The organism is Candidatus Skiveiella danica, from assembly GCF_022705245.1.
Lineage (GTDB): Bacteria > Pseudomonadota > Gammaproteobacteria > Burkholderiales > Burkholderiaceae_C > Skiveiella > Skiveiella danica.
In genome coordinates this window covers 1-16,069 of the sequence record NZ_JAKJEW010000052.1, presented here as the reverse complement: position 1 = coordinate 16,069, position 16,069 = coordinate 1, and the positions used below count along the sequence as shown (strand labels likewise).

Genomic DNA, 16,069 nt, shown 5'->3' with positions numbered 1-16,069 from the left:
GCCGATGCGCTGGAAGCCGAACATGGAGTAGTACACATAGAACGGCACCATGATGCGGTTGCTGGTGCTGTAGCTGGTGGCCGCAGCGATCCAGCTGGCCATGCCGCCGGCCTCGTTGATGCCCTCCTGCAGGATCTGACCCTTGGTGTCTTCCTTGTAGTACATCACCTGGTCCTTGTCGACCGGGGTGTACTGCTGTCCTGCGGGGTTGTAGATGCCGATCTGGCGGAACAGCCCTTCCATGCCGAAGGTGCGGGCCTCATCCACCAGGATGGGCACCACGCGCGGGCCCAGCGCCTGGTCGCGCAGCAGCTGGGTCAGGAAGCGCACGTAGGCCTGGGTCGTGGAAATCTCACGGCCCTCGGCCGTGGGCTCCATCACGCTCTTGAAAATCTCCAGCGAGGGCACCGTAAAGCTTTCGTCGGCCTTGGTGCGGCGGTGTGGCAGGTAGCCGCCCAAGGCCTTGCGGCGCTCGTGCAGGTAACGCATTTCCGGTGTATCGTCGGCCGGCTTGTAGAACGGGATCTCGGCCAGCTGGCTGTCGGGAATGGGAATGTTGAAGCGGTCGCGGAAGATCTTGATGTCCTCGTCGGTCAGCTTCTTGGTCTGGTGCACGTTGTTCTTGCCCTCGCCACTCTTGCCCATGCCAAAACCCTTGACGGTCTTGATCAGCAGCACGGTAGGCTGTCCCTTGTGGTTCACCGCCTTGTGGTAAGCGGCGTAGACCTTCTGCGGGTCGTGGCCGCCGCGGCGTAGCGCCCAGATGTCAGCATCGCTCATCTTGGCGACCATTTCGAGCGTCTTGGGGTCCCGCCCGAAGAAGTGCTTGCGCACGTAGGCGCCGTCGTTGGCCTTGAAGGACTGGTAGTCGCCGTCGAGCGTGTCCATCATCAGCTTGCGCAGCGCGCCATCCTTGTCGCGCGCCAGCAATGGATCCCACTCGCTGCCCCAGAGCAGCTTGATCACGTTCCAGCCCGAACCGCGGAACTCACCTTCGAGTTCCTGGATGATCTTGCCGTTGCCGCGCACCGGGCCATCCAGACGCTGCAGGTTGCAGTTGATGACGAAGACCAGGTTGTCCAGCTTCTCGCGCGCCGCCAGGCCGATGGCACCCAGGCTTTCCACCTCGTCCATCTCGCCGTCGCCGCAGAACACCCAGACCTTGCGGTTTTCGGTGTTGGCGATGCCGCGCGCGTGCAGGTACTTCAGGAAGCGTGCCTGGTAGATCGCCATAAGCGGGCCCAAGCCCATGGAGACCGTCGGGAACTGCCAGAACTCGGGCATCAGCTTGGGGTGCGGGTAGCTGGACAGGCCCTTGCCATCGACTTCCTGGCGGAAATTCAGCAACTGCTCCTCGGTCAGGCGGCCTTCCAGATAGGCGCGGGCGTACACGCCCGGTGACACATGACCCTGGATGTAAAGGCAGTCGCCCCCGTGGCTTTCACTCTCGGCGTGCCAGAAGTGGTTGAAGCCGGCGCCGAACATGTGGGCCAGCGAGGCAAAGGAACCGATGTGGCCGCCGAGGTCGCCTCCGTCTTCCGGGTCGTGCCGGTTCGCCTTGACCACCATGGCCATCGCGTTCCAGCGCATGTAGGCGCGCAGGCGCTCCTCGATCTCGATGTTGCCCGGGCAACGCTCTTCCTGGTCCGTCTCGATGGTGTTCACATAGCCGGTATTGGCCGAGAACGGCATGTCGATGCTGCTCTGGCGGGCGTGCTCCAGGAGTTGTTCCAGCAGGTAGTGGGCACGCTCGGGGCCTTCGGCCTCGATCACCGCGCTCAGGGCGTCCATCCATTCGCGGGTTTCCTGCTGGTCTGCGTCCACGCGGGCGGAGCCGGCGGGGTTCTCGGGTACGGCTGACATCGGCTTGTCTCCTTTTGGGTGTGTCATGGAATTTAGTACGAGACCTCTAGTTTCGCACAATTCTTTTCAAATTTCAAATTGCGCCAGTGTGTTTCATAATATGGAATTTAATGATGCAAAACAATGACTCAGCCGGCCCTTCAGCGTTCGTCGTCGCACGCTTCCCCTACACTGCGGCTCATGAGCCATCCGACCCCAACGCCACACGGCTTCCCGCAGGCGATTGCGCCGCGAGCGTGGTGGCAGCGGTGGTGGAGCAGCCAATCGAGCCACCGCCAGGACCGCTTTGCCATGCTGGCGCCGCTGGCGGCGGTGCTTCTGTTCCTGGCCGCCATCGTGGCGGCTTTCGGCTACCTCCGCCTGGAGGAGGTCGAACGGGAACAGGAAGCGGTCAAGCGTGACCTGGAATACGCCCAGCAGCGTCTGCGCCTGCGCCTTCTGGAACGTCAGGAGCAGCTCATGCGCCTGGCGCGCGACATCTCCAACAAGGAGATGGATCCCGAGGAATTCATGGCGCGCGCCGAGGCGCTGGTGGTGCAATACCCTGAGCTGCAGGCCATCACCTGGATCGACGCCAGTCGCCGGATCATCGCCAGCCAGGTCACGCCCAGCCTCGTCGCCGGAAATCCGTGGGTAGCGGGTGAAAAGCTCAAGCCGGGCGATACCGAAACGACGTTCGGACTGGCACGCGACCTGTTGCAGCCGGTGTACTCGCAACCAGCGGCCAGCACGCCGACCATGCCGCTGCTGCAACTGCACACACCCCTGACGGAGCAAGGGCACTTCGCCGGGGTGATCCTGGGTGAATACTCGATCGACAACCTTCTGCGGTACGCGGTGCCGACAGAGATATCGGCCAAATACGCCGTCACCCTGCTCGACAGCCGCGACAACGTACTGGCCGGCCGGGCGATTCCCGAGCGCCAGAACAGCATGGGATTTCTGCCCTGGGCCACCCACGTCAACGAAGACGAAGTGCCCGTCTCGCCGGTCGGCAACGGCCTGATCCTGCGCGCCCAGGCTTGGCGCACGTCGCTCGGGGTGGTCGGCAGCGGCCTGTTCTGGCTGGTGTGCGCGCTCAGCGCCATGACGGCCTGGATGCTGATTGCCAACTGGCGCCACACCCGGCGGCGCATGCACACCCAGAATGCCCTGGTGGCCGAAACCACGTTCCGCCGAGCCATGGAAAACTCGATGCTGACCGGCATGCGGGCGCTGGACATGCAGGGACGCATCACCTACGTCAATCCGGCGTTCTGCCAGATGACGGGCTGGTCCGAGGCCGAACTGGTCGGCCGGACCGCGCCCTTCCCGTACTGGCCCGAGGAAGACCACCCCCTTCTTCACGCGCGTTTGCAGGAGGAGCTGAGCGGCAAGATCCCGCCGGCCGGCGTGCAGTTCCGGGTCAAGCGCAAGGATGGCTCCCTGTTCGATGCCAGGCTTTATGTCTCGCCCCTGATCGATGCATTGGGCAAGCAGTCCGGCTGGATGACGTCGATGACCGACATCACCGAACCCAACCGCATCCGGGAACAGCTTTCCGCATCCTACGAGCGCTTCACGACCGTGCTGGAGGCCCTGGATGCCTCGGTGTCGGTGGCGCCCCTGGGCAGTGAGGAACTGCTGTTCGCCAACAAGCTGTACCGGCTGTGGTTTGGCACACAAGCCACAGGCCACCTGCAGCTGGTCGAGCAGGCCGGCATGCCCGAGCAGCGTCTCAGCGACGACGGCCTGGACGATGTGGATGGACTGGCCGGACTGCCCACCGGCACGCTGACCACGGCCCGGCCGGAAAACGCCGAGATCTACGTCGCGCAGCTGGGCAAATGGCTGGAGGTCCGCTCGCGCTACCTGAACTGGGTCGACGGCCGCCTGGCGCAGATGGTGATCGCCACCGACATCACGCCCCGCCGCGAGGCCGAAGAGCTGTCCGCGGCGCAGGCCGAGCGCGCCCATTCCGCCAGCCGCCTCATCACCATGGGCGAAATGGCCTCCAGCGTGGCCCACGAACTGAACCAGCCGCTCACCGCCATCAACAACTACTGCAGCGGCATGGTGACGCGCATCAAAGACAAGAAGATCACCGACGAGGACTTGCTAGGCGCACTGGAAAAGACGTCGCGACAGGCCCAGCGGGCGGGCCAGATCATCCAGCGCATCCGGTCTTTCGTGAAGCGCAGCGAGCCCAACCGCACACTCTCCGACGTTCCCGGCATGGTGGCAGAGGCCGTGGAACTGGCCGAGATCGAGTTCCGCCGGCGCAACGTGCGCCTCACGTACCACATCGCCGCGCGGCTGCCCGAACTGCGGGTCGACCCGATCCTGATCGAACAGGTGCTGGTCAACCTCATGAAGAACGCAGCGGAGTCCATCGACACGGCCGCGCGACCCTCGGCGCGGCGCAACGTGGAGCTGCGGGTATTGCCCAAGATCGAGGAGGGCCTGCGCGCGGTGGAGTTCTCGGTCACCGACACCGGCCAGGGGCTGGCACCGGAGGTCATGGAGCGCCTGTTCGAGGCCTTCTTCTCCACCAAGGCTGAAGGCATGGGCATCGGGCTGAACCTGTGCCGCAGCATCGTGGAATCGCACCACGGCCGGATGCAGGCGCGGAACCTCTACAATGGTCAGGAGGTTGTCGGTTGCTGCTTCTCGTTCTGGATTCCGGTCACCGACAGCCCGCAAATCGATGCATTCAAGGATTCCGGGGTAACTGCATGAGCTTGATTCCAAAAAAGGGGACTGTCTATGTGGTCGATGACGATGAAGCCGTCCGCGACTCGCTGCAGTGGCTGCTGGAGGGCAAGGACTACCGGGTCCGATGTTTCGATTCGGCGGAATCCTTCCTCAGTCGTTACGACCCGCGCGAAGTGGCCTGCCTGATTGTGGACATCCGCATGGCGGGCATGACCGGGCTGGAGTTGCAGGACCGCCTGATTGAGCGCCGTTCCCCCCTGCCCATCGTCTTCATCACCGGGCACGGTGACGTGCCCATGGCTGTCAACACCATGAAGAAAGGCGCGATGGACTTCATCCAGAAGCCCTTCAACGAGGAGGCCCTGGCCACCTTGGTGGAACGCATGCTGGGGCATGCACGCAGCGCCTTTGCCGACCATCAGCAGACCGCCAGCCGTGACGCGCTGATCTCCAAGCTGACCGGGCGCGAATCGCAAGTCCTGGAGCGCATCGTGGCCGGGCGCCTGAACAAGCAGATCGCCGACGACCTGGGCATCAGCATCAAGACGGTGGAGGCGCATCGCGCCAACATCATGGAAAAGCTCAACGCCAACACGGTGGCCGATCTCCTGAAAATTGCGCTCGGACAAACCGCGACCAAAGCCTGAGCGGATCGCGCTCTGCACGCCCGCGAGTGACGGTTCCGCGGGCGTTTTGACTCTTGAAGGAATACCCATGACTGCCCAACTGATTGACGGCGTGGCCCTGTCGGCCCGCCTTCGCGCCGATGTCGCCGCGCGCGTCCAGGCGCTCCAGTCCCACGCCATCACACCCGGGCTGGCCGTCATTCTGGTCGGCGACGACCCGGCCAGCGCGGTCTACGTGCGCAACAAAATCAAGGCTTGCTCGGACACCGGCGTGCGCTCGGTGTTCGAGAAATACGAGGCCACGCTGACGGAGGACGCGCTTCTCGAACGCATCGCCGCGCTCAACGCCGATCCGACGATCCACGGCATCCTGGTGCAGATGCCACTGCCAAAGCACATCCATCCGCACAAGGTGATCGAGGCCATCGCCACCAGCAAGGACGTCGACGGCTATGCCACCCTGAGCGCCGGTGAACTCATGACCGGGCAGCCGGGTTTTCGGCCCTGCACGCCCTATGGCTGCATGAAGCTGATCGAGACCACCGGCATCGATCTGCGCGGCAAGCACGCGGTGGTCATCGGGCGCAGCAACACCGTGGGCAAGCCCATGGCCCTGTTGCTGCTCCAGGCCAATGCCACCGTCACCATCTGCCACAGCGCCACCGCCGACATGGGCCACCACACCCGCCAGGCCGATGTGATCGTGGCGGCCGTGGGCAAGCGCAACGTGCTGACGGCCGACATGGTCAAGCCCGGTGCTGTCGTGATCGATGTGGGCATGAACCGCAATGACGATGGCAAGCTGTGTGGCGACGTCGACTTTGCCGGTGTGCAAGAGGTGGCCAGCCACATCACGCCGGTTCCGGGTGGCGTCGGGCCGATGACCATCACCATGCTGCTGGTCAACACGCTGGAAGCTGCCGAGCGCGCCGCCGCAGGCCCCCGGCCTTGAACCCGCCCTGAACGCCGCCACCTGAGCCCCATGACCAATCCGCTTCTCGATTTTTCCGACCTGCCCCGTTTCGACCAGATCCGGCCCGAGCACGTGGCACCGGCCATGGACGATCTGCTGGCGAGCGCGGAGAGCGCACTCGCGACCGTCACCGCGCCCGATTTCCCCGCGAAGTGGACCTCGATCGCCACCGTGCTGGACGTTGCCACCGAGCGCCTGGGCCGCGCCTGGGGAGCGGTGGCCCACCTCAACAGCGTGGCCGATACGCCCGAGCTGCGCGCGGCCTTCAATGCCGTTCTGCCCAAGATCACCGAGTTCTGGACCCGCCTGGGTGCCGATGAGCGCCTCTTTGCCAAATACAAGGCCATCGACCCCAACACCTTGAACACCGAGCAGCGCCAGGCCCACCGCAACACCCTGCGCAACTTCGTGCTCGGCGGAGCCGAACTGACGGGCGCCGCCCGCGAGCGATTCGCCCAGATCCAGGAGCGCCAGGCCGAACTGGCCCAGAAATTCAGCGAGAACGCGCTCGATGCCACCGACGCCTTCGAGTACATCGCCAGCGAGGCGGAACTTGACGGCGTGCCGGACGACGTGAAACAGACCGCCCTGGCCGCAGCTGCGGCGCAAGACAAGGCAGGCTACAAGCTCACGCTCAAGATGCCGTGCTACCTGCCCGTCATGCAGTTCGCACGCAGCAGCGCCCTGCGCCACGTGCTGTACCGCGCGTACGTCACGCGGGCCTCGGACCAGGCTGAAGGCGATGCCGCCCGTTTCGACAACAGTGCGTTGATCCGCGATATCCTGGCACTGCGACAGGAAGAAGCCCGGCTGCTGGGCTTTGTCAACTTCGGCGAGGTCTCGGTGGTGCCCAAGATGGCCGAGTCGCCGCAGGAGGTCATCACGTTTCTGCGCGACCTCTCGAAAAAAGCCCGGCCGTATGCCGAAAAAGACGTGGCCGACCTGCGCGCCTTCGCCGCCGAGCATCTGGGCCTGGCGGATCCGCAACCCTGGGACTGGCCCTACATCAGCGAGAAGCTGAAGGAAGCGCGCTATGCGTTCAGCGAACAGGACGTCAAGCAGTACTTCACCGCGCCCAAGGTGCTGGCGGGTCTGTTCAAGATCATCGAGACGCTGTTCGAGGTGTCGATCCTGCCCGACACCGCGCCGGTCTGGCACCCCTCGGTGCAGTTCTACCGCATCGAGCGCACGCACCTGGAGGGTGCCCACAAGGGCACGCAGCTGGTAGGCCAGTTCTATCTTGACCAGCCCGCGCGCAACGGCAAGCGCGGCGGCGCCTGGATGGACGACGTGCGCACACGCTGGTTGCGCCCCGATACAGGCATCCTGCAGACCCCGGTGGCGCACCTGGTGTGCAACTTTGCCGACGGCGTGGACGGCAAGCCGCCGCTGCTGACGCACGACGATGTCACCACCCTGTTCCACGAGTTCGGTCACGGCCTGCACCACATGCTGACCCAGGTGAACGAACGCGACGTCGCGGGCATCAGCGGCGTCGAGTGGGACGCCGTGGAGCTACCCAGCCAGTTCATGGAGAACTTCTGCTGGGAGTGGGACGTGCTGCGCCACATGACCGCCCATGTGGACACCGGCGAGCCCCTGCCCCGCACGCTGTTCGACAAGATGATCGCGGCCAAGAACTTCCAGAGCGGCATGCAAACGCTGCGCCAGATCGAGTTCGCGCTGTTAGACATGCTGCTGCACACCGAGCACGATCCGGCGCAGGACTTCATGCCCTTGCTGGACCTGGTGCGTGCCGAGGTGGCGGTGCTGCAGCCGCCGGCCTACAGCCGCACCGCACACACCTTCAGCCATATCTTTGCCGGCGGCTACGCGGCGGGCTACTACAGCTACAAATGGGCCGAAGTGCTGAGTGCCGATGCCTACGCGGCTTTCGAGGAAACAAGCGGTAACGAGGGCTTGCCCAGCCCGGAAACCGGCCGAAAATACCGCCAGGAAATCCTGGAGGCCGGCGGCAGCCGGCCGGCCATGGAGTCATTCAAGGCGTTCCGCGGACGCGAGCCGAGTCTGGATGCGCTGCTGCGCCACCAGGGCATGGCCTGACACTTTCAATGGAGGCAGTGATGAACCGAAAAACCCTCGCCGTGCTGACCGGCTGCATGCTGATAGGGCTGGGCAGCCCCGCCGTTCAGGCGCAGACGCTCTACCGTAGCGTGGGGCCGGACGGCAAAGTCACCTTTTCCGATACCCCGCCTCCACCCAGCGTCAATACCATGGCGAAAGGGGCTGCCAGCTCGGGTGGAGCAGCCAGCCCGGGCAGCGCCCTGTCCTATGAATTGCAGCAGGTCGCCAGCCGGTATCCTGTGACGCTCTACACCGGTGACAATTGCGGGCCATGCGCAAGCGGGCGCAACCTGTTGAACGCCCGTGGAATCCCGTTCGCCGAGCGCACGGTCAACACGCCCGACGATGTCGCCGCGCTGCAGCGCATGAGCGGCGACATCAGCCTGCCTTTCTTGACCATCGGCGCACAGCAGATCAAGGGCTACTCCGACACCGAATGGACGCAGTTCCTGGATGCTGCAGGCTACCCGAAAACATCCCAGCTGCCGCCGGGTTACCGCGCCGCAGCCCCAGCGCCCTTTGTGGCCGCCCAGCGGCCCGCACTGCCAGCCCCCGGCGCAGCGGCGGCGGCAACCGGCGGCGCATCGGGTGAACCCACGGTCGAGACCTTCAACACCCGTCCGCGTCCCGCCGCCACACCCACACCGGGGCCAAATACCAACCCGTCCAACATCCGCTTCTGAAAGGACCGCCACCGCCGGTCAAGCAGGTAGCTTGGAGTGTAGTGTTGCATTCTGTTCTAGATTTAAGCGGCTATTGGCGCAAATGACCTTTTGCAGGATGTCGCGAGCGCGGTTGGTCCAGATGAACGGCTTGAGGATGATGATTGTGATGCGCGACGTACTCATCGATGGTCGCCACCAGTTCGGCACGGTGGTTACCTGAAGCATCTAACACTACACCAGCGCTTTACCTCAAGGACGCTCTCGAACGCGTGCATGTCCAAGCCGCATTCGGCCAGCAGTTCCTTGAGCTTGGCGTTCTCACCTTCAAGCTCACCCAACCGCCTGGCGTCGGGCACATCCATGCCACCAACTTGGAGCGCCATTCCTAGGAAGTGGCATCTCTGAAGCCACCATTGCCGCACACCTCCTTGATTGGAAGACCGACCTCGGTCCGTTGCAGGAACCCGATGATCTGTTCTTCGGTGAAGCTGGTCCTCTCCATGTCCGTCATTCTCGTGGTGGTTGACGGACTGGGCTGCTGCCGGTTTCAAAGACACCCTGTTAAGGTGGAAAGTGAAACCGGAGAGTGGTTATGGGAACAAGACGGCAATTCAGCCGGGAGTTCAAGCTTGAGGCCGTGAGGCTGGTCAAGGACCGAGGGGTGACATTGCCGCAAGCCGCTCGGGATTTGGACGTGCATGAGAACGTGCTGCGCAAGTGGATCAGAGAGGCGATGGCTGATCCCCAAGAGGCCTTCCCCGGCAAGGGCGTGATGAAGCCGGAACAGGCCGAGATTGAATGCCTTCGCAAGGAGGTGACCAAACTCAAGATGGAGCGCGACATCTTGAAAAAAGCCGCGGCCTACTTCGCCAAGGACTCACTGTGAAGTTCGAGTTCGTTGCGAAGCACCGAGGGGCGTGGCCAGTGAACCTGTTGTGCGAGGCGCTCGGTGTCTCGCGCAGTGGCTTCTACGCGTGGTTGGTACGGCCGCCGAGTTGCCGCAGCCAGGCCGACGAAGTGCTGGGCGCCCAGGTGCGTCAAAGCTTCATCGGCAGCGACCGCACCTATGGCGCACGCCGCGTGTGGCACGACGTGCTGGCCCAGGATCAACACTGCGGGCTGCACCGAATTGAGCGGCTGATGCGCCTGCAGGGCCTGCGTGCCCGGCCCCGGCGCAGGAGCCTGCCCAAGGATCAAGGCGTGCGCAGCGCCATCGCCGACAACGTACTCGATCGCCAATTCCAGGCTGATGCGCCAAACCAGAAATGGGTGGCCGACTTCACATACATCTGGACGGCCGAGGGTTGGCTATACGCGGCAGCGGTGCTGGACTTGTACTCGCGCCGTCGTGGGTTGGTCGATGCACGACAGCATGACCTCGCAGCTTGTGGCCGACGCAATGATGATGGCCGTGTGGAAACGAGGAAAACCCGTGCAGTTGCTGCATCACTCGGACCAGGGCAGCCAATACACCAGCGAGCACTTCCAGGCATTGCTGCGGGAACAGGGCATCACCTGCAGCATGAGCCGGGCCGGTGAGGTCTGGGACAACTCGGCAATGGAAAGCTTCTTCAGTTCATTGAAGACCGAGAAAACATCCAGAAAGGTGTATCGCACCAGGACCCAGGCTCGTGCGGACGTGTTCGACTACATCGAGCGGTTCTACAACCCAGTGCGCCGCCATTCGACGCTCGGGTATGTCAGTCCGTTAGAGTTCGAGAAAGCTCAAAAAGCTTAGGTCGGTGTCCACGGAACTGGCAGCAGCCCACAATGAACACATTGGTTGAAAGCACGGAGTTCTGAAAAGGCTTGCTATCGATGCGATTCAAGTGCCGGACCACCCTTGGAGCAGGCTTACTTGGTCCCAGAAAAAGGTTGAGAGTCATGAGCGACGAGTAATAACCTTTAGACTCAAGGTTCTACACAGTAGGATTTCTTCGTCAATCAACGCACCCTATTGCTGCTCGATCTTCGCGTCGCGAATGGCCTTGGCCCACTTGACGGTTTCCGCCTTGTTGCGCTGGGCCAGCGCGTCCGGCGTGCCGGGGTCGATCGCAAAGCCGGTGGCGGCAAACTTCTCCTGGATATCCTTGCTCTGCGCCGCCGCGTTGATGGCCTGGTTCAGCTTGGTGACGATCTCGGGCGGCGTGCCGGCTGGCGCGAACACTGCGAAGTAGGCGATCAGTTCATAATCTTTCAGGCCCAGCGCTTCGTTGACCGTCGGCAGTTCGGGCACCGCGGCCGAGCGCTTCGTCGACGTCACGGCCAGGCCGCGGATCTTGCCGGCCTTGTGCTGGGACACCGTGACGCCGAAGTCGGCGGAGAACATGTTCACCTGACCGCCGATGAGGTCGGTCATCGCCGCCGGGCCGCTCTTGTAGGGAATCGGGTTCATCTGGATGCCGGCCATGCTGGAAAGCATCTCCGACGACACCTGCTGCGAGGTGCTGGCGTAGGCGAAGGACACCTGGCCGGGCTTGGCCTTCGCCAGATCGACGAACTCCTTCAGCGTCTTGGCCGGCACCTCAGGGTTCACCGCAATCATCAACGGCACCGAACCCAGGAAACCGACCGGCACGAAGGCCGTGTCTTGGTCATAAGGCAGCTTCTTCATGAGGTACTTCAGCGCCGCATTCGTGCTGTTTGTCCCGATCAGGATGGTGTAACCATCAGGCGCCGACTTGGCCACCGCATCGGCGCCCAGCATGCCGTTCACGCCGGGCTTGTTGTCGATCACGATGGTCTGGCCCAGCGACTCCGACATCTTGGCCGCAAAGGCGCGGCCGATCTGGTCGGTGGCACTGCCCGCGGCGAAGGGCACGATGGCCTTGATGGACTTGTTCGGATACGGCTGGGCCAGTGCCACCGAGCTGAAAAGCACGGCGCCGGAAAAGACAGCCAGGCAACGGGAAACAAAACGCATGGGGATCTCCTTCTAGGGTATTCGGGGGTCGAGTGTAGAGGCTGTCCAATCCTTGTCCGCGTCGAGCGCCAGGTCCAGGATGGCAGCGCTCAAGGTCTTGCCGTGCGCGTCCAGCGCCAGCGAGCGTGTCACGCCGCCGCCCAGCGCGTCGTTCATCACGAAGTGCACGGCGCCCAGATGGGGAAGCGGGAAACACTGGACCGCCCCGTGTACGACGCCCTGGTAATGGGCCAGAACGCGCTCGGCGGTCAGCGCGCGCTCCAGCCGCGCGTAGTCCGCGGGGTCATAGGCAATCAGGCTCAGCGTGGCCCGGTTGCCCTTGTCGCCCGAGCGGGCCAGTGCGATATCGCGGATCTTCATCTCACAGCTCCAGTATCTCGCATTCGCAAACGACCGCTTCACGCGGGATCAGCGCTGAGGCCACTGCCACCGCTTCGCGAACCGACATCGTCACGCCGCCGCCGCCGGCCGGTCCATTGAGGTAGAGCGCTTCGACCTCCTGGCCCACCTGCTCGGCCAGCACCCGCGTTGGCGTGCGAGCGGCCAGTCGCACCCGAACCTCGTAGGGCTCGCGGTCCGTGCCCAGCCCCGGGCCGTGCATGGCGTTGACACCGATCAGTTCGGCGCGATGCTCCAGCGTCTGCAGCCCGAGGCGCTGCAGGCGCCGCTCCAGCACGGACAGTGCCAGTTCGCCGCGCGCGCGGGCGCCGGGGCCGGCATAGGAGATCTGCCCCTCGCCGATGAAGCCGTCGCGATAGCCCAGCGTCACCTTCAGCTGGTCGGGCCGGGGATGGCCGCTGGCGCCCTCGACCTGCACCCGGTCCGGGCCTACTTCCGTCAGGTGCACGCCGGAAAAATCGGCCACCACGTCGGGCTGCAGATAGCGGGCGGGGTCTTCGAGCTCGTAGAGCAGCTGGGCGGTGCAGGTGAGGCGATCGACGCGCCCGCCGGTGCCCGCCAGCTTGGTGATCACGCAGCGGCCGTCGACCTGCACCTCGGCCAGCGGAAAGCCGACCTCGTCGAGCCGGGGCACATCGACAAAGCCCGGGTCGGCAATGTAGCCGCCACTGACCTGGGCCGCACATTCGAGCAGATGACCGACGACGATGCCCTGCCCCAAGCGCTGCCAGTCGTCCAAAGCCCAGCCAAAGTGAAACATGAGCGGCGCCAGGAACAGCGCCGGATCGGCGACCCGCCCCGTGATCACGACATCGGCGCTGGCCTGCAGCGCGGGCAGCAAGGCATCCGCGCCGAGGTAGGCGTTGGCCGAGATCAGCCTCCCGTCCAGTGACCGCACCGACTGGTCAGAGTCCATCAAGGGCACATCATGCGCCAGCATCCAGGGCAGCACATCGTCGCCCGTGACCACCGCCACGCGCAGGCGCGACAACCCGAGCTCCCGTGCGACGTCGAGTACCGCCTTGCCCGCCGCAAGCGGGTTCGCCGCACCCATGTTGGTGATGATCGTGACGCCTTGCGCGACGCAGGCTGGCAGCACCGCGCGCATGCGCGCCTCCAACAGAGGGTCGAACCCGGCGTCGGGATCAGCGCTGCGCCGCAGCTGGGCGAGGGAGATGGTGCGCTCCGCCAGGCACTCGAACACCAGGGCGTCGAGCTGCCCACGTTCAGCGAGATCGCGGGCCGGGTCGATGCGGTCCCCCGAATAGCCCGCGCCCGATCCGATGCGAAAAACTGTCATGCGTCAGATTGTTTCATCCTGCCCTCCTCACGGCCACAGGATCAACCCGCGGTCCTTTGGGTCGATCGGCGGCCTGACGAAAGCGCTCCACCTGGATCCCGCCGGCGGAAGTTCATCATGCTGTCGCCGCTGACACGGGTCCGCTTCGGTGTTTACCCTCGTCCGGGCTCTCGGATGCCCACGAAGTCCCGCCAACGACCTACCATGCTCCTTCGATCCACCCCATCCAAGGAATCAAACCATGGAATCCAGCGAAACAGTGAACCCGACGCCGCCAAGGCGGCCCCTGCTGAAAACTCTCAGCGCCCTGTCCGTGCTCGGCGCGCTGCTGGCACTGCAGGCTTGCAGCAACAATGACGACGTCATCACGACGGCGGCGCAGGACACCGCATGCGCCCAGGTCACCGACAGCGGGAGTGTCGACGTGGGCTCGGGGCTTCCGGGCGATCCGGCGGCTCCCGAACCGGCCTCCGGCTTCAGGTCCAAGAAACTGGTTTCAGCCAAGACCTACATGGTGGTCACCGCCAATCCCTACGCCTCCAAAGCCGGCTGCGAGGTCCTCAAGAAGGGCGGCTCGGCAGTCGATGCCGCGGTCGCCGTGCAGGCCGTGCTCGGTCTGGTGGAGCCCCAGTCTTCGGGGCTGGGCGGCGGCGCGTTCATGCTGCATTACGACGCCAAGACCAAGAAAGTCCAGTCCTATGACGGTCGCGAGATGGCGCCGGCCGCCGCCACCGAAGACTACCTGCGCACCATCAGCGCGGCCAACACCGCGCCACCTCTGCCGATCCCGGCAGGAACCGCACCCGAGTCCGGCGCCGCATTCACACCGCTGAAGCAGAGCGGCCGCTCGGTCGGCACCCCCGGCGCGGTGCGCATGCTCGAACTCGCGCACAAGGATTACGGCAGCCTGGCCTGGAAGGATCTGTTCGGCTCCGGCGTGCAGCTCGCGACCGACGGCTTTCCGATCAGCGGCCGCATGGCCGACGCGATCGCGGGGTCGCGCACCCTGCTGTTCACCGACCCTGAAGCCGCCGCCTACTTCCTGAACGCCGACGGCTCGGCCAAGACCCTGGGCACCACCATCAAGAACCCCGCCTACGCGGCGACCTTGACGGCCCTAGCCAGCAGCGGCGCCAACGCCCTCTACACCGGGCCGATTGCCGAGAACATCGTCAAGAAAATCAAGATGACCAGCGGCGGCAGCCCCAGCTTCGCGATCACGCCCGGCCTGACCGAGATGAGTGATCTGGCCAACTACCAGGCCAAGAAGCGCGATCCGGTCTGCACCACCTATCGCAATTACTGGGTCTGTGGCATGGGCGCACCTTCATCGGGCGGCATGACGGTGGCCTCGGCGCTCGGCGTACTGGAGAACTTCTACCTGGCCGGCTACAAACCCACGGCGATGGACACCAACGGCGGCAAGCCCACGGTCATGGGGGTGCACCTGATCAGCGAAGCCGGACGACTCGCCTATGCCGACCGCAACAAGTACATGGCCGACACCGACTTCGTGCCTCTGCCCGGCGGCTCGCCCGCCGCGTTGCTGGACAAGACCTATCTGCGCAACCGGGCCAATCTGATCGACTTCACGCGCAGCATGGGAACAGCGGTGGCCGGCACCTTCACCACCGCGCCGCTGGGCATCAGCAGCGCCGAGGGCAAGGGCACCACGCACATGACCATCGTGGACAAGAACGGCAACGTGCTGGTGATGACCACCACCATCGAGAGCGGCATGGGCTCGTACCGCATGACCAACGGCTTCCTGCTCAACAACCAGCTGACCGACTTCTCGGTGCTGGCCGCCGACAGCAGCGGACCCATCGCCAACCGGGTGCAGGCCAACAAGCGCCCGCGCAGCTCGATGGCACCGACTCTGGTCTTCAAGATGGCCGACGATGGCTCGATGGGTGACTTCCTGATGGGCACCGGCTCGCCAGGCGGCGCGACCATCATCCAGTACGTGATCAAGACGCTGGTGGGCGTGCTGGACTGGGGCATGGACGCGCAGCAGGCCACGTCGATGATTGATTTCGGCGCGGCCAACAGCGCCACCACCAACGTCGGCGGTGAGCACCCGAACGTCAACGCCACGACCCCGGCGGGCGGCCTTGCGGGCGGCAGCGATCCGCTGGTCAGCGGCCTGCGCACCCTGGGTCACACGGTCAGCGTGGCCTCCCAGAGCAGCGGCATCAGCACCATCGTGAAGGCCACGCGCAGTGGCGCCACGGTGCTCGAAGGCGGCGCCGACCCGCGTCGTGAGGGTATCGTTCTGGGCGACACGTTCAAGCCTTGAGGGGCCGGTCCGGGGGAAATTGATTCTCCGGGCTCACCTCCAAAGCCCCAGACTGCGTCCGGGGCTTTTTTTTGGAAGCGAGATACCCTGATAGACCAACAGACAAAGGACCATCACGATAGTTGTTTCTGGCGCTTTAGGGGGCCACATTGAACCACCCATCAACTATTGATCTTCTCTAAAAACATGACAACCAATTTGCATCTCACGCGTTATGTCTTCAGGATCATTGCTGGAGAATG

General features: G+C 64.3%; 10 protein-coding genes and 1 pseudogene. 7 read left to right on the top strand and 4 right to left on the bottom strand.

Going from position 1 to position 16,069, the window contains the following annotated elements; all coding sequences use genetic code 11:
• The coding region (aceE, locus tag ACMUOY_RS19210) for a pyruvate dehydrogenase (acetyl-transferring), homodimeric type (RefSeq protein ID WP_413894347.1) at nucleotides 1-1,863 on the bottom strand (1,863 nt) is incomplete at its 3' end.
• Between the two features lie 180 nt (nucleotides 1,864-2,043).
• Between aceE and ACMUOY_RS19205 the strand changes: the two genes are divergently transcribed.
• From ACMUOY_RS19205 to ACMUOY_RS19180, 6 genes and pseudogenes are all read left to right on the top strand, one after another.
• Nucleotides 2,044-4,581 carry a PAS domain S-box protein gene (locus ACMUOY_RS19205; RefSeq protein WP_413894346.1) on the top strand — a complete coding sequence of 846 codons (2,538 nt, stop codon included), beginning with the start codon at nucleotides 2,044-2,046 and terminating at the stop codon, nucleotides 4,579-4,581.
• On the top strand, nucleotides 4,578-5,204 hold the full coding sequence (locus tag ACMUOY_RS19200) for a response regulator transcription factor (protein ID WP_413894345.1): 627 nt from the start codon (nucleotides 4,578-4,580) through the stop codon (nucleotides 5,202-5,204). The genes ACMUOY_RS19205 and ACMUOY_RS19200 overlap by 4 nt, the downstream gene beginning before the upstream one ends.
• A gap of 67 nt (nucleotides 5,205-5,271) precedes the next feature.
• Nucleotides 5,272-6,135: a bifunctional methylenetetrahydrofolate dehydrogenase/methenyltetrahydrofolate cyclohydrolase FolD gene (folD, locus tag ACMUOY_RS19195; protein WP_413894344.1), complete on the top strand. Its 864-nt coding sequence runs from the start codon at nucleotides 5,272-5,274 to the stop codon at nucleotides 6,133-6,135.
• Between the two features lie 30 nt (nucleotides 6,136-6,165).
• Complete coding sequence (locus tag ACMUOY_RS19190; protein WP_413894343.1) at nucleotides 6,166-8,220, top strand: M3 family metallopeptidase; 2,055 nt, start codon at nucleotides 6,166-6,168, stop codon at nucleotides 8,218-8,220.
• A gap of 20 nt (nucleotides 8,221-8,240) precedes the next feature.
• On the top strand, nucleotides 8,241-8,924 hold the full coding sequence (locus tag ACMUOY_RS19185; protein ID WP_413894342.1) for a glutaredoxin family protein: 684 nt from the start codon (nucleotides 8,241-8,243) through the stop codon (nucleotides 8,922-8,924).
• A 574-nt stretch (nucleotides 8,925-9,498) separates the two neighbouring features.
• Nucleotides 9,499-10,644, top strand: a pseudogene (locus ACMUOY_RS19180) (IS3 family transposase).
• A gap of 216 nt (nucleotides 10,645-10,860) precedes the next feature.
• Here the strand turns inward: ACMUOY_RS19180 and ACMUOY_RS19175 are convergent.
• From ACMUOY_RS19175 to ACMUOY_RS19165, 3 genes are read right to left on the bottom strand one after another with little or no spacing between them, the layout of a single operon-like run.
• Nucleotides 10,861-11,829, bottom strand: a complete 969-nt coding sequence (locus tag ACMUOY_RS19175; protein WP_413894341.1) for a Bug family tripartite tricarboxylate transporter substrate binding protein — start codon at nucleotides 11,827-11,829, stop codon at nucleotides 10,861-10,863.
• A gap of 12 nt (nucleotides 11,830-11,841) precedes the next feature.
• Entirely contained in the window at nucleotides 11,842-12,189 is a 348-nt protein-coding gene (locus ACMUOY_RS19170) for a hypothetical protein (protein ID WP_413894340.1), read from the bottom strand.
• Nucleotide 12,190: 1 nt separating this feature from the next.
• Nucleotides 12,191-13,528 carry an acyclic terpene utilization AtuA family protein gene (locus ACMUOY_RS19165; RefSeq protein WP_413894339.1) on the bottom strand — a complete coding sequence of 446 codons (1,338 nt, stop codon included), beginning with the start codon at nucleotides 13,526-13,528 and terminating at the stop codon, nucleotides 12,191-12,193.
• A gap of 241 nt (nucleotides 13,529-13,769) precedes the next feature.
• On the opposite strand from ACMUOY_RS19165, the gene ACMUOY_RS19160 reads away from it, so the two are divergent.
• A complete protein-coding gene (locus ACMUOY_RS19160; protein WP_413894338.1) occupies nucleotides 13,770-15,827 on the top strand; it encodes a gamma-glutamyltransferase family protein in 2,058 nt (685 codons plus the stop codon).
• Nucleotides 15,828-16,069: the final 242 nt, after the last annotated feature.